The organism is Pseudomonas farsensis (assembly GCF_014268805.2).
GTDB lineage: Bacteria > Pseudomonadota > Gammaproteobacteria > Pseudomonadales > Pseudomonadaceae > Aquipseudomonas > Aquipseudomonas farsensis.
This window is the reverse complement of sequence record NZ_JABWRF020000001.1, coordinates 114,263-135,009: the sequence shown is the minus strand read 5'-3', so window position 1 is coordinate 135,009 and position 20,747 is coordinate 114,263. Positions and strand designations below refer to the sequence as shown.

Here is a 20,747-nt window from a genome sequence, read left to right as displayed (position 1 = left end):
TCAGTTGGCAAGACCCGCAGCGGGGAAGGGCGTGCTGCGGCGGTGCTCGCCGGTCAGTGCGGCGAGCACTTCCAGCGGGTTCTGTCCAAGCTCGATGGCCAGGCCCAGGCGGATGCTGTCGATAACCCGCTGCAGGCGCACCGGGTCGTTGCGTTGCTCTTTGCTGATCAGGCGCTTGGCGACCACGCCACTGTCGTCGGAAAGGGTCAGCATGATGCTGCCGTCCAGGCGTTCGATGCTCAGGTTGACCCGGTATTCCGGCGCGAAGGCGGCGCTGATCTGGTCGAATGGGTTGTTCATGGTCAAGGTCTGCAATGAATGACTGCAGAAATTGACCGGGCCTGGGCGGGGTTGGTTCAGCCCCGTTGATCGCGGCAAACGAAAACGCCCGGCGCAAGGCCGGGCGTTGTGTCAGTAGTTCAAGAAGCTTGATCAGGCGTCTGGGTCGCTTAGCTCCAGCACCCCGCGCTTGCTGCGCAGCTTGCCGTAGAAGTGTTCCAGCGCGTGGTTGAGCTTGCTGGCGGCGCCGTCTACCGCCTGGTCTAGCGACCCTGCAGTGTGGGTAACCGAAATTGGCGAGTGGCCTTTGGGGCGAGCCTCCATTTGGCAGCGTTTGTCATGGGTGCCAGGCTTGGCGCCGTTGTCGTCGCGCAAGTGGACTTCGATGCGGGTAAGGTCATCCTCGTAACGTTCGAGGTTGCTTTGCAGGGTGGTACGCACCCAATCGTTCAAGCGGACGTTGCCCTGGATCTGGTTGCTGCTGTTGACCTGGATTTGCATGACTTCAATCCTTATTCAGCTTTGCTCGCAGAAGGTGCCGCCAAGCCACTGAGGGCGTTGGTCTTTGTGCGCCTCTTGACTCTAAGGTCAGGCAAGTGGAGAACGAATTCAAGCCCCTATTTGAAAAATAATATGTATTTGGGGTTTTGCCGGGCGCGCCTCACGCACCCGGCAGTCGGTCAGAACGCCACCGACGTTTGCACGTACAAGGTGCGCGGCTCACCGACGTATTTGCCCTTGTTGTTATCGTCGAACGAGCGGGTGTAGTACTGGCGGTTGAACAGGTTCTTCACCCCCACGGCTACCTTCAGGTCCGACAGCTGCGGGCCAAAATCGTAGCCTGCGCGGGTGCTCACCAGCATGTAGCCGGGGATGCGCCCGGTGCTGCCGTCGGCGCTCTCGCTGCCAGTATTGGCGTTGTCGGCGTACTGGCTGCTCTGGAAGCTGCTGTCCAGGTCCAACTGCCATGGCCCGTCGCTGTAACCGACGCCCACCGTGCCTTTGTGGCGCGAGGAGAACGGCACCTGATTGCCTCTGTTCGGGCCATCTTCGCGGATAGTCGCATCCACAAAGGCGTAGCTTGCATGCACATCGAAGCCGCTCAGCGCCGGGCTCAGGCTGTCCAGGGCGTAACGCAGGCTGGTTTCGATGCCCTGGTGGCGCGTCTCGCCACGGGCGATGACACTGTCGTTGCTCTGGTTGCTTTCGTACTGGTTGTCGAAATTAATCAAAAACGCGCCGATCTCCGCTTGCAGGTCGCCATTGTCGTAGCGCGTGCCAACTTCCCAGGTGCGTGCCTTTTCCGGTTTTACTGCACCGCCAGTCACCCGGTTGGGCATCTGGCTGTACTGCACGCTGCCGAACGAGCCTTCGGTGTTGGCGTACAGGTTCCAGTTGTCGGTGAGGTGATACATCACGTTCAGCGCCGGCAGCGCAGTGTTGTAACTGCCCTGGTAGCGACGGCCGTTGAGTTCGTTGGTCTGCTCGGAGTCGATCATCTCGTAGCGCACGCCCGGGGTGATGGTCCAGCGGCCGATGTCGATGCGGTCATCCAGGTAGATGGCGTGGGCTTCGGTGTGGCCGCGGGTGTCGCGGTCGTTGCGGCTGTCGGTGGTGGGCAGCACGTTGGCGTTGGTGTTTTCGCGGTAGCGCAGTTCGTGGCCGGCCTCGTTGACGTAGCGGTAGCCGATGCCCAGTTCATGCCAGCTATCGCCCAGCGCCAGGCCCTGCGAGAAGCGCGTTTCGATGCCGCGCACCCAGTACTCGCGTGGCGACAGCGAGACGAACCCGACCTGTTCCAGGTAACCGCTGCGCAGGGTGTTGGTGTAGAAGCTGTTGACGCTGAACTGGCGGTCGTCCTGCTTGTAGTCGTAGCCGACGTTGAACAAGGTGCGGCGCCCCCAGAACTTGTCCTTCAGGCGCGTCGACTGGTACGGGTCGGCATCGTAGTCGGCGCTGCTGAGGCCGCCCGGCATCTGCGCTTCGCCTTCGTAATACTGCGCCATGGCGTGCAGGCTGTTGGCTTCATCGAGCTGCAGCTTGCCCTTGAGCATCAGGTCGTCGATTTGTGTGTCGCTGTGCTCGCGCCAGTCGCCGCCGCGCGTGCCCGAATACAACAGGGCGCCGCCCAGGCCGTTGTCGTTGGTGCCACCGACCAGCAGGTTGGCGCTGTTCTTGAACCCGTCGTGGCTCGACGAGGGGCTGATCTGGTTTTGCATCGCCGCCTTGAACGTCGCCTCTTCGGGGATGGCGCGGGTGACGAAGTTGACGATGCCGCCGACGTTCTGCGGCCCGTAGCGCACGGCGCCGCCGCCGCGCACCACGTCCACGGCATCCATGTTGCCCATGCTCAGCGGCGCCAGCGACAGTTGCGGCTGGCCGTAGGGGGCGAACGGCACCGGGATGCCGTCCATCAGCACGGTGGAGCGCGAGGCCAGGCGCGGGTTGAGGCCGCGAATGCCGAAGTTCAGCGCCAGGTCATGGCTGCCGGTGCCGCTGTTTTCTGGCGCGTTGACGCCGGGTATGCGGTTGAGCACTTCACGCGCCGTGGTGGCGCCGCTGCGTTCGAATGCCTCGCGGCGCACCACATCGCGGGCGCCGGGGTGTTCGAAGACGTTGTCCTGGCGGGCATCGGCCAGCCAGTCGCCGACCACGGTGGACGCGCCCAGTTCGACCGGCGCACCGGCTGCCGGGGTTGGCAGCGGTTGCAGGGTATAGGCGTTGTCAGCCTCCTGGCGTGCCTGCAAGCCGCTGCCGCGCAGCAGCGCATCCAGGCCTTGGGCGGTGTCGAAACGGCCTTCCAGGCCTGGGCTGCTCAAGCCTTGGGTCACGGCAGAGCCGAACGAGATCAGCGCGCCGCTCTGGCGGCCGAACTGGTTGAGGGCTTGCTCGAGGTTGCCGGGGGCGATGTGGTAGTCGCGGGTTTCGCCAGCCAGGGCGAAGGGGGCAACGAGCAACAGGGCGTAGGCCGGAGGGCGCAGGTACATGTGACGAAGGTCCTGTGAGAAGGGGTTCTGCCTTCTCTGTCACGCAAGGTTCGGAAAATGGCTCAGGGTTATGAAATTATTTTTTCGGCGGCGATCAACGCTCACCCGGTAGCCGCTTCGACCGACACCCAGTAGCGAGTAAACCTGCGCACCTTCACCGGCAGCGCCACTTCGAGCATGGCCAGAATCCGCTCGCTGTCGGCAAGCGGGTAGGACCCGGAAATGCGCAAGTCAGCCACCTGTTCACTGCACCCCAGTTGCCCCAGCCGATAGCGCGAAAGCTCGGCAATGAAGTCGCCCAGGCGCATCTGCGCCACCACCAGCATGCCGTCCACCCACGCAGCGCGGTTCGGGTCCAGCGGTGCGATGGCCTGCCAGCTGCCGGTGGCGAAGCGCGCCTGATGCCCCGCCAGCAGCGACTGCCCGGCCACCTGTGCACTGCCGCTGAAGACCGAGACCAGGCTGAACCCGTCGAACTGGCGCACGTTGACCCGGCCGCTCTGCACTTGCAGCTCGCCCTGGGCTGTTTGCAAACGCAATGGCCGTGGGTCGTTGGCCGCTTCGAGCAGCAGTTCGCCCTCTTTGAGTCGCACCAGCCGCTGCTGGCCGTCGAAGCGCACATCAGCTGCGCTGCGGGTGTTCAGGTGCAGCTGGCTGCCGTCGTCCAGGGCCAGGCGGCGGCGCTGCCCGACTGGGCTGCGGTAGTCCGCCATCAGCGCCGGCAACGGGTTGTGCTGCTGCAGGCCAAGGCCGGTGGCACTGGCCACTCCCACCAGCAACAGCGCCTTGAGCGCACGGCGCCGGGCCGGGGAGGGCGGGGCCTGCAAGGTGGCGTGCACCACCGGCGAAGCCACCCCGCGCAGGCGGCCATTGATCTGCTGAATGTGCGCCCAGGCGCGTTGGTGCTCGCTGTCGGCATGCAGCCAGTGTTCCAGCGCCTGTTGCTGGTCGAAGCTTTCGTCCTGGGATTCCAGCAGCCAGTGCACCGCCTGTTGCGCCACTTGGGGCGAAAATGGGGTGTTCACAGGGCGAAGTAGCAGCGCAGCGCTGCCTTGTGCAGGTAGCGCTTGACGGTGGCCAGCGAAATGCCCAGCTCGCGGGCGATCTCGCCCTGGCCCAAGCCATCGACCTGGGCCAGCAGGAAGGCCCGCTTGACCAGCGGCGCCAGGCCATCGAGCAGGCGGTCCAGCTCCAGCAGGGTTTCGAAGATCAGCGCTTTGTCTTCTTCGCTCGGCGCCACGTGCTCGGGCACCTGCGCCAGTGCCTCAAGGTAGGCACGCTCCAGCTCCTGGCGGCGAAAGTGGTTGCACAGCACGCGCTTGGCGACGGTGGTAAGGAACGCGCGTGGCTCGACCAGTTGCGGCGCTTCACGCGCTTGCAGCAGGCGCACATAGGTGTCCTGCGCCAGGTCTGCCGCGCTGTGCGGGCAGCCCAGGCGGCGCTTGAGCCAGCCGGTCAGCCAGCTGTGGTGCGCAAGGTAGAGGCCTTCAACGGTAGAGGTCAGGGCGCTGGACACCGAGGAAACTCCGGCGCCTGCTGGCGCAACTGGAAGTAAGAATTGTTCGCATTATATTCGTCGTCTCAGGCTGTCCGCTACCCCCGCGTTCATCGCCGGGCTTTGCTTATGAGAATTGAAATCATTATTATTGATGCCCCTTTACCCGGACCCCCGCGATGAACCGCAAAGCCGCCGGACTTCCCTTGAGCTATCGCCTGGCCGTGGCCTCGCGCTGCCTTGCCGCCTGTGGCGGTGGCTATGTGCTGGCCGCGCAGGTCAGTGTCAGCGGTGCGCTGCTGCTGCCCATGGCCCAGGTCGACGCTGCGCTGACCGGCATGCTGCTGTCGTTCGTGTTTCTGCTGCTGGCGTTCATCTGGTGCTTTGCCTGTAGCAATGCCTGGCGCGCCTGGGCCGGGGTGTTGCTGCCAAGCCTGGCGCTGGGGCTGGTCAACGGGCTGGTCTACTGGATGAAAACCCCATGAAAGAGGGCTTTCGCCAAGCCATGGCATGGCTGCACACCTGGACGGGCTTGATCTTCGGCTGGCTGCTGTTTGCCATCTTCCTCACCGGCACGCTTGCCTACTTCAAGGAAGAAATCAGCCACTGGGCCAAGCCTGAAGTGAATAGCCACCCGCTCGATGCCGAGCGCAGCCTGGCCATGGCCCAGCGCTACCTTGAGGCCAATGCCGGCACTTCCAGCAACTGGCTGATCCGCCTGCCCAGCGAGCGTGAACCGGCCCTTAGCGTCGGTTGGCGCGACCCTCAGGGGCAAGGCCGGCGCGGTTTTGTGCGTAAAGAGCTGGATGCTGCCAGCGGCGCCGAGGTGCAGGCCCGTGAAAGCCGGGGTGGCGACTTTTTCTACCGCTTCCATTTCGAGCTGCAGATGCCCTACCCGTGGGGCCGCTGGCTGGCCAGTTGCTGCGCGTTCGTCATGCTGCTGGGGCTGGTCACCGGCATCATTACCCACAAGAAAATCTTCAAAGAGTTCTTCACCTTCCGCCCCGGCAAGGGCCAGCGCTCCTGGCTTGATGGGCATAACGCCATCGGCGTGCTGGCGCTGCCGTTCCACCTGATGATCAGCTACAGCAGCCTGGTGATCTTCATGTACATGGTGATGCCGGCCGGCATCCTTGCCAGCTACGGCAACAGCGGCGGCTATTTCGATGAACTGTTTGGCCGTGACGAAGTGCCCGAGGCGGCTGGCGAGCGGGTGCCACTGGTGCCTTTGCCGCAGTTGTACGCCAAGGTCCAGCAGCAGGCCCCCGGCGCGCGCATGGGTTTCATCCAGGTGTACAACCCTGGTGATCGCAATGCGCGGGTGAGCCTGGCGCGCGCCGCAGCCGACAGCGTCGCCTACAAGCGCAGCGCCAACTGGACGTTCGACGGCACCAGTGGCGCGCTGCTGACCCAAGGCGCGCCGGAAAGCGCGGCGATGATGACCGCGTTCACTTTCGTCGGCCTGCACATGGGCAATTTTGCAGGCCCTGGGCTGCGTTGGTTGTACTTCGTGTTTGGCATTGCCGGCACGGCGGTGATCGGCACGGGCCTGGTGATGTGGCTGGGCAAGCGCCAGCTCAAGCATGCCAAGAGCGCGCACATGCCCGGTGAGTTGCGCCTGGTCGAGGTGCTCAACATCGCCAGCATGAGCGGCCTGTTGCTGGGTGTGGCGGCGTTCTTCTGGGCCAACCGGCTGCTGCCGCCTGCGCTCGAAGGCCGCGACGGCTGGGAAATCGACAGCTTCTTCACGCTGTGGGCGCTGGCTTTGCTGCATGCCGCGTTGCGCCCGGGCCGCCGAGCCTGGGGCGAGCAACTGGCGCTGGGCGCCTTGGCCTTTGGCCTGTTGCCGCTGCTCAATGCACTGACCACCGGGCAGGGCCTCAACCATTCGCTCGCCGTGGGCGACTGGGCCATGGCTGGGTTCGACCTTACGGCGCTGGGCACCGGTCTGTTCCTCGCCTGGGCGGCGGGCAAGATGCTGCGTGCACCCAAGGTGGTGGCCAAACGCGCCGCAAAAGGTGACAAGCGCACAGCCCTGGAGGCGCAGTGATGCTGGCCTTCGCCCTGATCGGTTTTGCCGGGTTTGCCAGCCTGTGCCTGGCCATGGAAAAACACTTCAACGAACTGCTCAAACGCAAGCCCACGGCCGTTCAGCGCAAGGCCCTGCGCGTGGCTGGCTGGGCGTTGCTGCTGGTGTCGCTGCTGCTGGCTGTGCAGGTGCGCGGGCTGGCGTTGGGGCTGGTGGAGTGGGTTGCGGTATTGATGGCCGGCGTCACCTTGTGGGTGTTCGGCCTGCCTTACCAGCCACGGCTGTTGCTCGCGGCGGCTGCGGCCAGCTGTGTACTCGGGCCGCTGCTGGCCGTGCTTGCGCTATGACAACATGAGCGACCCTTTGCACGACAGCGGCCGGGCGCGGTTTGTCGAGGTATTTACCGCCCAGCGCGCGCGCATGGAGGCGCTGGTCAACCGGCGCATCGGCTGCCGCGCCACTGCCTCGGATCTGGTGCAGGACTTGTTCCTGCGCTTTTGGCGGCGCCCCGACGTCAAGGTCGAAGCCCTCGATACCTACCTGTTGCGCAGCGCCAGCAACCTGGCCATCGACTACCTGCGCAGCGAAGGCGCGCGCGACCGGGTTACCGAAGGCCTGTTGCACCATGACGACGAACCCGCAGCGCAGGCACCCGAGCAGGCGCTGGAGGTCGACCACGACCTGCAGTGCATTGAGGCCGCCTTGCGCGCCTTGCCCGAACGCACCCAGCAGATCTTTTTGCTCAACCGCATCCATGGTTGCACCTATGGCGAAATCGCCAAGGCCATGCAGCTGTCCCAGAGCGCCGTAGAAAAGCATATGATGCGCGCCCTTGAAGCGTGCAAGGCCAGCGTCGCCGAACCCGCCCGCTCACCCCGCCTGCCTGGGAGCGCCCGTCGATGAGCCTGGAAACGCCGATCACCGCCGAACAGTCGCAAGCGGCGTTGCGCTGGCTGGGGCGCAATCGCCAGCAGCCGGGGCAGGCCGAAAGCGCGGCGTTCAAGCGTTGGCTGTTGCAGCACCCGGCCCATCGGCAGGCCTATGCCGAGGCCGAACAGCTGTGGCAGCAGACCCAAGCCCCGGCCGCCCGGCTGGCCGCCGAGCAGCAGGCCGATCTGCAGCATTACCTCGACGCCATGCGCCGCCCACCGCGCACCCGCCAGTGGCCGCGTATTGCGGTAGCGGCGTGCCTGGTACTGGGGCTTGGCAGCGCGGCAGGCTGGCAGCCGCAGTTCTGGCTGCAGGACCTGCGCGCCGATTACACCAGCGCCGAGCAGGTGCGCCAGGTGACCCTGGCCGATCAGTCGCAACTGACCCTGGATGCCGGCAGCGCGGTCGCTGTGGATTTCGACCACGGCGAGCGGCGCGTCACTTTGTTGCGCGGGGCTGTGTTCTTTCAGGTGAGTCACACCGGTGAGCCGTTCGTGGTGCAGGCCAATGCGGGTGAGGTGCGCGTGTTGGGTACCCAGTTCGAGGTGCGCGAGCACGGTGACGGCGCCCAGGTGACGGTGCGCAGCGGGCGGGTGGCGGTGACCCCGCACCCGGGCGCGCAAGCGGCGCTGCTGACGGCTGACCAGCAGGTGCGTTACGCAGCTGGTGTTGCAGGGCCGGTGGGCAAGGTCGACAGCGAAGGCCAATTGGCCTGGCGGCAAGGCTGGCTGAATTATTACCAGGTGCCCTTGGGGCAGGTGGTCGAAGACCTGCGGCGCTATTACCCGGGGCGCATTGTGTTGCTTGATGATGAGTTGGCACAGCGCACGGTCAGCGGCAGCTTCCCGGCGGGCGAACCGATGCAGGCCCTGGACTCGTTGGGCCAGGTGCTGGGTTTTTCCCGGCATACCCTGCTTGGCCGGTTGACCGTGCTGCGCTGAGCCAGCCTGCGGCTTTGTGTAGGAGCGGCCTTGTGTCGCGAAAGGGGCGCGCAGCGGCCCCAATATCTCGGCTTCATGCAAAATCGCCGGGGCCGCTACGCAGCCCTTTCGCGACACAAGGCCGCTCCTACAGGGCTACGTTGCTGGTGTCAGCCTGCAAAAAAATCAAAAAGCCGGTGAGGTATCCGCCAACGGCATCCGTGTAGTGAGTGAAAGTGCGATTCATTCGCAACCGATTACTCCCTTCTCAGGTCAGCGTCCATGAAGTTCACCCCGCGTTGCGTCCCGCTCTGGTTCGGCCTCAGCACTTTGTCCGTCCTGCCCATGGCGCCCCAGGCGCTGGCCGCGCAGCAGAGCCAAGCGTATGCCTTCGCCCAGCCGAGCCTGCCGCTGGCCCAGGCGCTCAATGCCTTCAGCCGTGCCACCGGGCAGAGCGTGGTGTACACCCTGGCACTGCCAGAGCAACAAGCACCGGCGCTCAACGGCTCGTTCAGCGCCGAGCAGGCGCTGCAACAATTGCTTGGCAATTCCGGCCTGACCTGGCGCCGCCTGGATGCGCGCACCTTGACCCTGGACGCCGCTGAAACCGGCGCAGCCCTCAACCTGCAGGCGATCAACATCACCTCGCAGCAGGATGAATACAGCTACCAGCCGCCCGCCACGGCGTCGATCATGCGCGGCCAGGGCCCGAGCCTGGAGATCCCACACGCCATCAACGTGGTGCCGGCCCAAGTGCTGCGCGACCAGGCCCCGCGCAACCTGGACGATGCGCTGTACAACGTCAGCGGCATCACCCAGGGCAACAACTTCGGCGGCACCGCTGACACCGTCATGAAGCGCGGTTTTGGTGACAACCGCGACGGCTCGATCATGCGCGACGGCATGCCGCTGGTGCAGGGCCGCTCGCTCAATGCCAGTGCCGAGCGGGTCGAAGTGCTCAAGGGCCCGGCCTCGCTGCTGTACGGCATCCAGGACCCAGGCGGGGTGATCAACGTGGTCAGCAAGCGCCCGCAACGCGAGCAGTACAACGCTGTTACCGTGCGCGGCTCGACCTACGGCAGTGGCAAGAACGGCAGCGGCGGCGGCCTGGACAGTACCGGCGCGCTGGGCGAGAGCAACCTGGCCTACCGGCTGATCGTCGACCACGAAGACGAAGACTACTGGCGCAACTACGGCACCCACCGCGAATCGCTGCTGGCGCCGTCGCTGGCCTGGCTCGGCGAGGACACCCAGGTGGTGCTGTCGTATGAGCACCGTGAGTTTCTCTACCCGTTCGACCGTGGCACCGCCTTTGGCAGCAACGGCCACCCGCTGAAGATCCCCGCTACCCGGCGCCTGGACGAGCCCTACAACGATATGGAAGGGCGCTCGGACCTGTACCGGCTGGAAGTCGACCACCAGCTCAGCGACAACTGGAAAGCCCACTTCGGCTACAGCGCCAACCGCGAAACCTACGATGCCAGCCAGGTGCGCGTCACGGCGGTCAACGAGAGGGCTGGCACGCTCACCCGCAACAGTGACGGCACCCACAACGCCATGAGCCGCAACCAGTTCGCGACATTCAGCCTGAACGGCAATGTCGAGTTGGCCGGCATGCGCCATGAGCTGATCGCTGGGGTCGACCATGAGGACCGCAAGGTGTTTCGCGGCGATTTGATCCGTGGTGCGCGCAATACCTCGTTCAGCTACCTGGACCCGGTTTATGGCCAGCAGGCTGAAGGCACCACCGTTAGCGCCACAGACAGCGACCAGACCGACAAGCTGCGCACCGACTCGCTGTTTGTGCAGGATGCCTGGCACCTGGATGACCACTGGATCGTGGTGGCCGGTGGGCGCTTCCAGCAGTATGACCAGTACGCCGGTCGTGGCCGCCCGTTCAGGGCCAACACCGATACCAGCGGGCAAACCTGGGTGCCGCATGCGGGCCTGGTGTATCAGGTGGATGACCAGCTGTCGTTCTATGGCAGCTACAGCGAGTCGTTCAAACCCAACTCGACCATTGCCCCGTTGAACCAGGCCAGCAGCGGGCCAGCCCGGCCGCTGACCCTGGACTCCGGTTTTGCCCCGGAGCAGGGCAAGGCGTGGGAGGTGGGCGCCAAGCTCGACATGCCCGGCGCCATCACCGGCACCTTGGCGCTGTTCGACATCACCAAGCGCAACGTGCTGGTGTCCAACAGCGACACGGCCACCGGCGGCATTCTGTACAGCGCGGCGGGCGAGGTGCGCTCACGCGGCGTGGAGCTGGACGTCAGCGGCCAGCTCAGCGAGCGCTGGAGCCTGCTGGGCGCTTATGCCTTCACCGACGCCGAAGTGACCGACGACCCTGACTACAAGGGTAACCGCCTGCAGAACGTCGCCCGCAACAGTGGCTCGGTTTCGGCGGTTTACGATTACGGCCGCGTGTTCGGCGGCGACCGCCTGCGCCTGGGCGCCGGCGCGTGCTATGTGGGCGAGCGGGCGGGCAATGCCAACAACGAGTTCGACCTACCGGCGTACACCGTGGCCGATGCCTTCGCCAGCTACGAGACCAAGCTGGACGACCACAAGGTGCGCTTGCAGTTGAACGTCAAGAACCTGTTCGACAAGGTGTATTACAGCTCGGCGGTGAACCGCTACTTCGTGGCCGTGGGTGATGCCCGGCAGGTGAGTCTGTCGAGTACTTTGGAGTTCTGATTGCCTCCTGATGGGTGTTCCCTTCATTGCAGGCTGTCGCTAGCTCCCACAGGGTCTGGGTCAACCCACAATATCGAGGCTGGACGCGGTCACTGTGGGAGATTCTATGGTTTCGGGCGAGTCGCTTTTGATTGTGTAGGAGCGGCCTTGTGTCGCGAAAGGGCTGCGAAGCAGCCCCAGCGATTCTGGTGGTTGCTCGATCCTGGGGGCTGCTTCGCAGCCCTTTCGCGACACAAGGCCGCTCCTACACTGACCGCGTAGACGGCATCGATATGGGATGGGCGAGCTCTGTGGGAGCTGGCGACAGCCTGCGATGAGAACAGGCTCAGCCTGCGAACGCCGCCCGGTATTCGCCAGGCGTGGCGCCCAGCGCCTGCCTGAACCGGTTGCTGAAATGGCTGGCGCTGGCAAAACCACACGCCAGCGCCACTTGCCCCAGCGCCATGTGGCCAACGCGCAGCAACTGGCAGGCGCGGTGCAGCCGACGCGCCAATACGTACTGGTGGGGCGGCAGGCCGAAGCTTGCGCGGAACATCCGCGCAAAGTGGTATTCGGACAGGTTGCAGCGCAGCGCCAACTCGCCCAGGGTCAGCGGCTGATCGAGGCTGGCCTCGATGTAGTCGACCAGTTGCCGGCGCTGGTGCGGCGCAAGCCCTCCCTTGACCCGCAGCCCTTCGCGCCGGCCTGTCTGGTGCAGCACCGCATGGTCGATGATCGCGTGGGCCAGGCTGTTGGTCAGTAGCCGCTCGCCGGGCTCGGCCCAGTTCAGCGCGACCAGTTGGCGAAAGCGCACGGCCTGCTGCGGGTCATCGAGAAAGGTCGCTTCATGCAACTGCATTTCCCGTGGCTCACGGTCCAGCAGGCGGGTACAGCCCAGGGCGAACTGCGCCTCGCCCACATACAAATGCGCCAGGCGGATCTCGCCGTTGACGATCCAGTTCGACTCATGCCCGGCCGGCATGATGCACAGCTTGTTGGGCGCGCCTTTGTCGGCAGGCTTTTGCCGGCGAAACGTGCCGGTACCGTCGGCGATGTAGCACGACAGCGTGTGGTGGCTGGGCGCCTGGTAGTCGCGAGCGTCGTTGCGGTTGCTCCACAACGCAGCCGCCAGCCCGTCGCCCAGTTGTGCGCTCAGTTCCAGCTGAGCGTGGGGGGAGGCGTGCATGGCGGTGAAGACTTGCAGGTGGTCGAATGCAGACATGGGCGGATCCTCTGCTGGCCATCCTACTGCGCCTGTGGCCAGGTGGCAGCAGGCAGCGGCGCAAAAGCGCAAGTTTGTGCAAGCGCGGGGGCGGTGCCGGGCAGAGACTGGATGCCTGCGATGGCCCTGGCTCATGGCAAACCTGCCTCCACACCCTGTGGGAGCGGGCTTGCCCCGCGACAGGGCCATAAGCCTGACCAAGGAAGCCTGCCATGAACCTGTCGTTGTACCTGCTCACTGTCCTGATCTGGGGCACCACCTGGATTGCCTTGAAGCTGCAACTGGGCGTGGTCGCCATCCCGGTATCGATCACCTACCGCTTCGCCCTGGCCGGCCTGATCCTGTTCGCCATCCTGCGGCTGACCCGGCGCCTGCAACCGATGAACCGGCGCGGCCACATGATCTGCCTGGCCCAAGGGTTGTGCCTGTTCTGCATCAACTTCATGTGCTTTCTCACCGCCAGCCAGTGGATTGCCAGCGGCCTGATCGCTGTGGTGTTTTCCACTGCCACGCTTTGGAATGCGCTGAATGCGCGGGTTTTCTTCGGCCAGAAAATTGCCGCCAATGTGCTCGGCGGCGGCGTGCTGGGCCTGCTCGGGCTCGGGCTGTTGTTCTGGCCCGAGCTCAGCCACCACAGCGCCAGCCGCGAGACGCTGTACGGCCTGGGCCTGGCACTGCTCGGCACGCTGTGCTTCTCGGCGGGCAACATGCTGTCGAGCATGCAACAGAAGGCCGGCCTCCGGCCGATGACCACCAATGCCTGGGGCATGGCCTACGGCGCGGCGATGCTGGGGCTGTACTGCCTGGTCAGCGGCATACCGTTCGACATGGAGTGGAACACCCGCTACGTGGGCTCGCTGCTGTACCTGGTGATTCCAGGCTCGGTGATCGGCTTTACCGCCTACCTGACCTTGGTCGGGCGCATGGGGCCGGAGCGTGCGGCGTACTGCACGGTGCTGTTCCCGCTGGTGGCGCTGAATGTGTCGGCCGTGGCGGAGGGGTATGTGTGGACGGCACCGGCGCTGCTGGGGCTGGTGGTGGTGATGGCTGGTAACGTGCTGGTGTTTCGCAAACCACGCGCCAGGGTAGCAATGCCCGCCCCGGCGCGTTGAAGCCGGCTCAGCCTTTCCACACCTGCGGGTTGACCAAGTCCTGTGGCCGCTCGCCCAGCAGGGCGGCGCGCAGGTTGTCCAGCGCCCGGTTGGCCATGGCTTCGCGGGTTTCGGCAGTGGCCGAGCCAAGGTGCGGCAGGGTCAGGGCGTTGGACAGCTTGAACAGCGGCGAATCGCTCAACGGCTCTTTTTCATAGACATCCAGGCCCGCACCGCGAAGGGTGCCGTTTTGCAGGGCCTCGATCAGCGCCGCCTCATCCACCACCGGGCCACGGGCGATGTTGATCAGGAATGCACTGGGCTTCATCAGCTTCAGTTCACGCGCGCCGATCAGCTTGCGCGTGGCGTCGGACAGCGGCACCACGATGCACACGAAGTCAGCCTCGGCCAACAGCTGGTCCAGGCTGCGGTACTGGGCGCCAAGCTCCTGTTCAAGGGCAGCCTTGCGGCTGTTGCCGGCGTACAGGATGTTCATGTTGAAACCGAAGCGGCCGCGGCGTGCCACGGCCGCGCCGATGTTGCCCAGGCCGACGATGCCCAGGGTCTTGCCGTGCACGTCGCTGCCAAAGTGCGCAGGGCCGACGGTGGCTTGCCACTGGCCAGCCTTGGTCCAGGCGTCCAGCTCGGCGGTGCGCCGCGCGCAACCCATGATCAGGGCAAAGCCCAGGTCGGCGGTGCTTTCGGTGAGCACGTCGGGGGTGTTGGTGAGGGCGATGCCGCGCTCGTTGAAGTAGTCCAGGTCGTAGTTGTCGTAGCCGACCGACACGCTGGACACCACCTCCAGCTTGCCCGCACCTTCCAGTTGCGCCCGGCCAAGCTTGCGGCCGACGCCGATCAGGCCGTGGGCGTGGGGCAGGGCTTCGTTGAACTGGGCGTTGATATCGCCCTGTTTCGGGTTGGGCAGAATGACGTTGAAGTCTTGCTGCAGGCGCTCGGCCATGGCCGGGGTGATACGGCTGAAGGCCAGGACGGTCTTTTTCATCGGGCTGCTTCTCTGCAAGGCGGGGAACGAAGTCGGGCAGAAAAGCGGGGCCGCTGTGCGGCCCTTTCGCGACACAAGGCCGCTCCTACAGGTGGCGCAGGACCTTGTAGGAGCGGCCTTATGTCGCGATGGAGGGCAAAGCCCTCCCGTGGCCCTGTCTGCCAGACGCTGGGGTCAATGCATAGCAACCTACCATTGTCCCCACCCCCAATGCAGCAGCTTTTTCAGTTGGCGATGTGCAGTTCGTGGGTCTTGAGGTCGGCTTCGTTGGCGGCAAGAATTTCCGGCAGCGAGTTGCGCAGGTATTCGACCCAGGTCTTGATCTTGGCATCCAGGTATTGCCGCGATGGGTAGATGGCGTACAGGTTCAGCTCCTGCAAGCGGTACTCCGGCAGAATCCGCACCAGGCTGCCATCGCGCAGCCCCTCGATGGCTGTGTAAATCGGCAGCACACCCACACCCATGCCGCTGCGGATCGCGGTCCTCATGGCGTCGGCCGAGTTCACCTGGAACGGCGAGTTGGTGATGTTGACCACCTCCTGGCCTTCCGGGCCGTCGAATAACCACTTTTCCAGCGGGATCACCGGGCTGACCATGCGCAGGCAGGCGTGCTTGAGCAGATCCGAGGGCTTTTGCGCAAAACCGTGGCGGGCCACGTAGGCGGGGGCGGCACAGACAATGCTGTAGGTGATGCCCAGGCGCTGCGAAACGAAGCCTGAGTCGGGCAGCTCGGTGGCCAGCACGATGGACACGTCGTAACCCTCTTCGAGCAGGTCGGGCACGCGGTTGGCCATGGTCAGGTCGAAGGTGACATCAGGGTGCGAGTCGCGGTAGCGGGTAATGGCATCGACCACGAAATGCTGGCCGACGCCGGTCATCGAATGCACCTTCAACTGCCCGGCGGGGCGGGCGTGGGCATCGCTGGCCTCGGCTTCGGCCTCCTCCACATAGGTGAGAATCTGCTCGCAGCGCATCAGGTAGCGCTTGCCTGCCTCGGTCAGCGCAATGCGCCGGGTGGTGCGGTTGAGCAGGCGGGTTTGCAAGTGGGCTTCCAGGTTGGAGACCGCTCGCGACACGTTCGCGGTGGTCGTATCCAGTTGCGCCGCGGCAGCGGTAAAGCTGCCGAGCTGGGCTACGCAACTGAAAGCACGCATGTTTTGCAGGGTGTCCATGGGTCACTCTCGGTTTAGAGGACAAAATTGTGACATGAAGTAACGCGATTGAACGTGCGACTAAAGCCGGATTATCGCTGTTTTGGTAACAAAGATTCGCAGGAATATACGCTTATCGCCAATCAAACCCGCCCCTAGAATTGCCTGGCCCCTTCACCTCTTCCTCGGGAAATCGCCGCTGTGCCGCGTCGCAACATCGGAGCGCTCCGGGCGCTCAGTGCCTGTGTTTTAAGTTTGACCTTGAGCGGCTGTATCGGAACCTGGGGGATTGCCCCGCAAAGTACGACAATCCAGGCCAACCAGCTGGCCACTGACCACGCCATCCGCGAAGCGGTCGGTGATGCCCACTGGCCCGTGCGTCAGTGGTGGCGCGCCTATGGCGATGCGCAACTGAATGACTGGCTGGCCCAGGCCCTGGCCGGCAGCCCGAGCCTGGCCATGGCCGCTGCACGGGTACGCCAGGCGCGGGCAATGGCGGGCGTGGTCGAATCGGCTGAGCAGTTGCAGGCCAACGGCGAGGCCACCCTCAAACGCCACAATTGGCCCGAGGATCAGTTCTACGGCCCTGGCGCGCTGTCCGGCGCCAACACCTGGGACAACAACGCGGCCATCGGTTTCAGCTACGCGCTTGACCTCTGGGGCCGCGAGCGCAACGCCAGCGAGCAGGCGTTGGACCAGGCCCACATGAGCGTCGCCGAGGCCCGCCAGGCGCAGCTTGAGCTTGAGAACAACGTGGTGCGCAGCTATATCCAGCTCAGCCTGCACTATGCCCGGCGCGATATCGTCAAGGCGCAGTTGGCCCAGCAGGAACAGATTGTCGCCTTGGCCAAGCGGCGCCTGGACGGCGGCATCGGCACGCATTTCGAAGTCAGCCAGGCCGAAGCGCCGCTGCCCGAAACCCATCGCCAACTCGACAGCCTCGACGAAGCGATTGCCCTGGCCCGCAATCAGCTCGCCGCCTTGGCCGGCAAAGGCCCGGGGGCGGGCAGCCAGTTGCAGCGCCCGGCCCTGGCGCTTGGCGCAGCGCTGGAACTACCTTCGAGCCTGCCCGCCGAACTGGTCGGCCAGCGCCCCGATGTGGTCGCCAGCCGCTGGCAGGTTGCTGCCCAGGCGCGCGGCATCGACGTCGCCCATGCCGGGTTCTTTCCTAACGTCGACCTGGTCGGCAGCCTGGGTTTCATGGCCACCGGCGGCGGCCCGCTGGAGTTTCTGACCGGGCGCAAATTCAACTACAACGCAGGCCCCGCCATCAGCTTGCCGATCTTCGATGGCGGCCGCCTGCGCGCACAACTGGGCAAGGCCGCCGCCGGGTATGACCTGGCAGTGGCGCACTACAACCAGACCGTTATCGGCGCGTTAAAGAACATTTCAGACCAGCTCATCCGCCGCGAGTCAATGAATGCACAGGCGCACTTTGCCGCCCAAAGCGTGGCCGCCGCGCAGAAAACCTACGACATCGCCACCGTGGCCTTCCAGCGCGGCCTTACCGACTACCTCAATGTGCTCCAGGCGCAGACGCTGCTGTTCCGCCAGCAGCAGGTGCAGCAGCAGGTGCAGGCGGCGCGGCTGATCGCCCACGCAGAGTTGGTAACTGCACTGGGCGGTGGCCTGCAGGCCGGCAGCGACGTGCCCGACCAGCAGCATCAGGAGGCGCCGCCAACCCCGCCGGCGCTGACCCTGCTCGACCGTACAGGCCACGCCCGATGAGCACCCTGAGCTTGCCGCTGCGTTGGCTGCACAGCCTGGAATGGCGCCGGGGCTTTTTTGCCTGGGCGCGCACCGACGGCGTGACCTGGGTGTATATCTTCAAGGTACTGGCGGCGGCCTTCATCACCCTGTGGCTGGCCATGCGCCTCGAGCTGCCGCAGCCGCGCACGGCAATGATCACCGTGTTCATCGTCATGCAGCCGCAAAGCGGCCATGTGTTCGCCAAGAGTTTCTATCGGGTGCTGGGCACCTTGGCAGGTTCGGCGATGATGGTTGCGCTGATTGCCATCTTCCCGCAGAACACCGAGCTGTTTTTGCCCAGCCTTGCGCTGTGGGTGGGGCTGTGTTCGGCCGGGGCCATGCGCTACCGCACCTTCCAGGCCTATGGCTTCGTGCTGGCCGGCTACACGGCAGCGATGATCGGCCTGCCGGTGTTGCAGCACCCCGACCAGGCCTTCATGGCCGCGGTGTGGCGGGTGCTGGAGATTGCCTTGGGGATTCTGGTGTCCACCTTTGTCAGCGCCGCGATCTTGCCGCAGTCGGCCAGCGCCGCCATGCGCAACGCCTTGTACCAGCGCTTTGGCACCTTTGCCGGGGTGGTGGTCGAGGCCCTGCGCGGCGACAGCCAGCGCGACCGTTTCGAAACCAGCAACCTGCGTTTTGTTGCCGAAGCGGTGGGCCTGGAAAGCCTGCGCAACGTCACCGCCTTCGAAGACCCGCACATGCGCCGGCGCTCCGGGCGGCTGGTGCGCATGAACAGCGAGTTCATGGCCATCACCACCCGCTTCAACGCCTTGCACCGGCTGCTTGAACGCCTGCGCGCGCGCGGGCCGGTGCAGATTGTCGGGGCCATCGAGCCGGGCCTTGCGACCTTGGCAGAGCTGCTCGAACCCTACGTTGGCCGCGCGCTCACCGATGCCGATGCGCTGCGCCTGACGTTGGAGCTGGGCAGTTACAAGGAAGGCTTGCAGGCCCAGGTACGCGGGCTGCGCGCCGACTACCTGCAAACCGGCCCGAGCGAGGCGGAGTTGCTCGATTTCCATACCGCCTTCGAGTTGCTGTACCGCTTCATCGACGAGATGTACAGCTACGCCGAAACCCACGCCTCGCTGGCCGCCCACAGCCACGCCCGCGAGCAGTGGGACGAGCCCTATGTGGCGCAGACCAGCTGGCTGGTGTCGCTGGCCGCAGGGCTTCGCGCCTCGGCGGTGCTGTTGCTGCTGGGCAGTTACTGGTTGCTCAGCGACTGGCCCAGCGGCGCCATGATGACCCTGATCGCGACCGTTACCGTGGGCCTGTCGGCGGCATCGCCCAACCCCAAGCGCATGGCCTTCCAGATGGCCTGCGGCACGGCAGTTGGGGCGTTTGTAGGCTTCTTCGAAACCTTTTTCGTGTTCCCCTGGATCGACGGTTTCCCGCTGCTGTGCATGGTGCTGGCGCCGGTGTTCACGCTGGGCGCGTTCCTGGCCTCGCGCCCGGCCTATGCCGGTTACGGGCTGGGGTTGCTGGTGTTCTTCGCCATCGGCTCGGTGCCGAACAACCTCACCGTGTATGACCCCTACGCGTTTATCAATGACTACATCGGCATGGTCATCGGCATGTTCGTCTGCGCCGCTGCCGGGGCGATCATTCTGCCGCCCAACAGCCGCTGGCTGTGGAGCCGCCTGGAGCAGGCGCTGCGCGAACAGGTGCTGTTCGCCATCAGTGGGCGCCTGCGCGGCCTCGGCTCGGCCTTCGAAAGCCGTACCCGCGACCTGCTGCACCAGGCATATGGCCTGGCTGCCGGGCAGCCGAAGGTGCAAAGCGAGCTGATGGGGTGGATGTTCACTGTGCTGGAAATCGGCCACGCGGTCATCGAGCTGCGCAAAGAGCAGGAGCGCGCGCCGGTGCACCCGGCCTATGCCCAGAGCCAGCCCTGGCGCCAGGCCATCCGCGTGATGGGGCGAGCGCTGGCGCGGCTGTTCCTGCAACCCAGCGCCAGTAACCACGAGCGCGCGCTGGTGGCGGTTGACCACGCTATCAGCCGCGTGCAGGCCACCGACGAGCCCTTCGCCCGGCACTTCGATACCTCGGTGCTGCGCCGGGTGCAGAGCTACCTGCACTTCATCCGCACCGCCCTGCTTGACCCGCAATCGCCCCTGGCTCCGGCCCAAGGACTGCACCATGCCCCGTGAAATCGCCTTCCATGGCGTGTACATGCCGACCATGACCTTGATGTTCCTGTTTGCCCTGGGCCTTGGCTGGGGGTTGGACCGGTTTATCGCAAGCCACGACGGCTATCGCTTCTTCTGGCACCCGGCGCTGCTGCGCCTGTGCCTGTTCGTCTGCCTGTTCGGCGCCTTGGCGCTGTCGCTCTACTGGTGAGAAACCTTCGATGAAAAAGTTCTTCAGCCTGATCGCCACCTTGCTGGTGCTGACCGCAGCCGTGGTGATTGGCCGGCAGTTGTGGCTGCACTATATGACCACCCCGTGGACCCGCGACGGGCGGGTGCGCGCCGATATCATCAACGTCGCCGCCGATGTGCCGGGCTATGTGGTGGAGGTGCCGGTCAAGGACAACCAGCGGGTCAAGAAGGGCGAGGTGCTGATCCGCATCGACCCCGAGCACTACCAACTGGCGGTGGAGCAGGCCAAGGCGCTGGTGGCCTCGCGCAAGGCCACTTGGGAGATGCGCAAGGTCAATGCGCGGCGCCGCGCCGACATGGACAACCTGGTCATTTCCAGGGAGAACCGCGATGACGCCAGCAACATCGCCAATTCGGCGCTCGCCGACTACCAGCACGCCCAGGCCGAGCTCGCCGCCGCCGAGCTGAACCTCAAGCGCACGCAGATCATCGCCACCGTCGATGGCTATGTCACCAACCTCAACGTGCACAAGGGCGACTACGCACGCACTGGCGAGGCGGTCATGGCGGTGGTGGATGAGCAGTCGTTCTGGGTGTATGGCTTCTTCGAAGAAACCAAGCTGCCCCATGTGCAGGTGGGCGATCAGGCCGAATTGCAGATGATGAGCGGCGAACGCCTGAGCGGCCACGTAGAGAGCATCGCGCGCGGCATCTACGACCGCGACAACCCGCAAAGCCGCGAGCTGATCGCCGACGTGAACCCGACGTTCAACTGGGTGCGGTTGGCGCAGCGGGTGCCGGTGCGCATTCATATCGACGAAGTGCCCGAGGGGTATCTGCTGGCCGCGGGCACCACCTGTACGGTGGTGGTGAAGCAAGGCGGGGAGTGACCGA

General features: G+C 65.1%; 18 protein-coding genes and 1 pseudogene. 11 read left to right on the top strand and 8 right to left on the bottom strand.

The window, feature by feature from the left end:
- The 5 genes and pseudogenes from HU719_RS00630 to HU719_RS00610 form a co-directional block, all read right to left on the bottom strand.
- Entirely contained in the window at window positions 1-300 is a 300-nt protein-coding gene (locus HU719_RS00630; protein WP_217843686.1) for a DUF3509 domain-containing protein, read from the bottom strand.
- Between the two features lie 132 nt (window positions 301-432).
- On the bottom strand, window positions 433-780 hold the full coding sequence (locus tag HU719_RS00625) for an HPF/RaiA family ribosome-associated protein (protein ID WP_186520058.1): 348 nt from the start codon (window positions 778-780) through the stop codon (window positions 433-435).
- Window positions 781-959: 179 nt separating this feature from the next.
- A pseudogene (gene fecA / locus HU719_RS00620) lies at window positions 960-3,299 on the bottom strand (TonB-dependent Fe(3+) dicitrate receptor FecA); the annotation flags it as partial.
- A 68-nt stretch (window positions 3,300-3,367) separates the two neighbouring features.
- Entirely contained in the window at window positions 3,368-4,291 is a 924-nt protein-coding gene (locus tag HU719_RS00615) for a FecR domain-containing protein (RefSeq protein ID WP_186537380.1), read from the bottom strand.
- Window positions 4,288-4,782 (bottom strand): sigma-70 family RNA polymerase sigma factor, encoded by a 495-nt coding sequence (locus tag HU719_RS00610; RefSeq protein ID WP_186520061.1) that lies wholly within the window; start codon window positions 4,780-4,782, stop codon window positions 4,288-4,290. The genes HU719_RS00615 and HU719_RS00610 overlap by 4 nt, the downstream gene beginning before the upstream one ends.
- Before the next feature lie 158 nt (window positions 4,783-4,940).
- On the opposite strand from HU719_RS00610, the gene HU719_RS00605 reads away from it, so the two are divergent.
- From HU719_RS00605 to HU719_RS00580, 6 genes are all read left to right on the top strand, one after another.
- Window positions 4,941-5,246: a DUF3649 domain-containing protein gene (locus HU719_RS00605; RefSeq protein WP_186537379.1), complete on the top strand. Its 306-nt coding sequence runs from the start codon at window positions 4,941-4,943 to the stop codon at window positions 5,244-5,246.
- The gene (locus HU719_RS00600; RefSeq protein WP_186537378.1) at window positions 5,243-6,811 is read left to right on the top strand and encodes a PepSY-associated TM helix domain-containing protein; all 1,569 of its coding nucleotides are present in this window, start codon (window positions 5,243-5,245) and stop codon (window positions 6,809-6,811) included. The genes HU719_RS00605 and HU719_RS00600 overlap by 4 nt, the downstream gene beginning before the upstream one ends.
- Window positions 6,811-7,137: a DUF3325 domain-containing protein gene (locus HU719_RS00595; protein WP_186520064.1), complete on the top strand. Its 327-nt coding sequence runs from the start codon at window positions 6,811-6,813 to the stop codon at window positions 7,135-7,137. Before HU719_RS00600 ends, HU719_RS00595 begins: the two co-directional genes overlap by 1 nt.
- 4 nt (window positions 7,138-7,141) lie before the next feature.
- On the top strand, window positions 7,142-7,693 hold the full coding sequence (locus HU719_RS00590) for an RNA polymerase sigma factor (RefSeq protein WP_186520065.1): 552 nt from the start codon (window positions 7,142-7,144) through the stop codon (window positions 7,691-7,693).
- Window positions 7,690-8,661, top strand: coding sequence for a FecR family protein (locus tag HU719_RS00585; RefSeq protein ID WP_186520066.1), 972 nt, complete (start codon window positions 7,690-7,692; stop codon window positions 8,659-8,661). Before HU719_RS00590 ends, HU719_RS00585 begins: the two co-directional genes overlap by 4 nt.
- A gap of 261 nt (window positions 8,662-8,922) precedes the next feature.
- Complete coding sequence (locus HU719_RS00580) at window positions 8,923-11,334, top strand: TonB-dependent siderophore receptor (protein ID WP_186537377.1); 2,412 nt, start codon at window positions 8,923-8,925, stop codon at window positions 11,332-11,334.
- 325 nt (window positions 11,335-11,659) lie between these two features.
- Here HU719_RS00580 and HU719_RS00575 read toward each other — a convergent pair whose 3' ends face one another.
- On the bottom strand, window positions 11,660-12,535 hold the full coding sequence (locus HU719_RS00575; RefSeq protein ID WP_186536411.1) for a helix-turn-helix domain-containing protein: 876 nt from the start codon (window positions 12,533-12,535) through the stop codon (window positions 11,660-11,662).
- Window positions 12,536-12,747: 212 nt separating this feature from the next.
- On the opposite strand from HU719_RS00575, the gene HU719_RS00570 reads away from it, so the two are divergent.
- Complete coding sequence (locus tag HU719_RS00570) at window positions 12,748-13,647, top strand: DMT family transporter (protein WP_186536409.1); 900 nt, start codon at window positions 12,748-12,750, stop codon at window positions 13,645-13,647.
- 7 nt (window positions 13,648-13,654) lie between these two features.
- Here the strand turns inward: HU719_RS00570 and HU719_RS00565 are convergent, their stop codons facing one another.
- Together HU719_RS00565 and HU719_RS00560 are read right to left on the bottom strand one after the other, a co-directional pair.
- A complete protein-coding gene (locus tag HU719_RS00565) occupies window positions 13,655-14,629 on the bottom strand; it encodes a 2-hydroxyacid dehydrogenase (RefSeq protein ID WP_186536407.1) in 975 nt (324 codons plus the stop codon).
- 224 nt (window positions 14,630-14,853) lie between these two features.
- The gene (locus tag HU719_RS00560) at window positions 14,854-15,801 is read right to left on the bottom strand and encodes a LysR family transcriptional regulator (protein WP_186536406.1); all 948 of its coding nucleotides are present in this window, start codon (window positions 15,799-15,801) and stop codon (window positions 14,854-14,856) included.
- Window positions 15,802-15,981: 180 nt separating this feature from the next.
- Here HU719_RS00560 and HU719_RS00555 point away from each other — a divergent pair, with 180 nt between their 5' ends.
- The 4 genes from HU719_RS00555 to HU719_RS00540 are packed head-to-tail and all read left to right on the top strand — an operon-like array spanning window position 15,982 to window position 20,743.
- Entirely contained in the window at window positions 15,982-17,508 is a 1,527-nt protein-coding gene (locus HU719_RS00555) for an efflux transporter outer membrane subunit (RefSeq protein WP_186536405.1), read from the top strand.
- Window positions 17,505-19,682, top strand: a complete 2,178-nt coding sequence (locus HU719_RS00550; RefSeq protein ID WP_186536404.1) for an FUSC family protein — start codon at window positions 17,505-17,507, stop codon at window positions 19,680-19,682. The genes HU719_RS00555 and HU719_RS00550 overlap by 4 nt, the downstream gene beginning before the upstream one ends.
- Window positions 19,672-19,872 carry a DUF1656 domain-containing protein gene (locus HU719_RS00545; RefSeq protein ID WP_186520074.1) on the top strand — a complete coding sequence of 67 codons (201 nt, stop codon included), beginning with the start codon at window positions 19,672-19,674 and terminating at the stop codon, window positions 19,870-19,872. Before HU719_RS00550 ends, HU719_RS00545 begins: the two co-directional genes overlap by 11 nt.
- A gap of 10 nt (window positions 19,873-19,882) precedes the next feature.
- Window positions 19,883-20,743: an efflux RND transporter periplasmic adaptor subunit gene (locus tag HU719_RS00540; protein ID WP_186536403.1), complete on the top strand. Its 861-nt coding sequence runs from the start codon at window positions 19,883-19,885 to the stop codon at window positions 20,741-20,743.
- Window positions 20,744-20,747 lie beyond the last annotated feature (4 nt).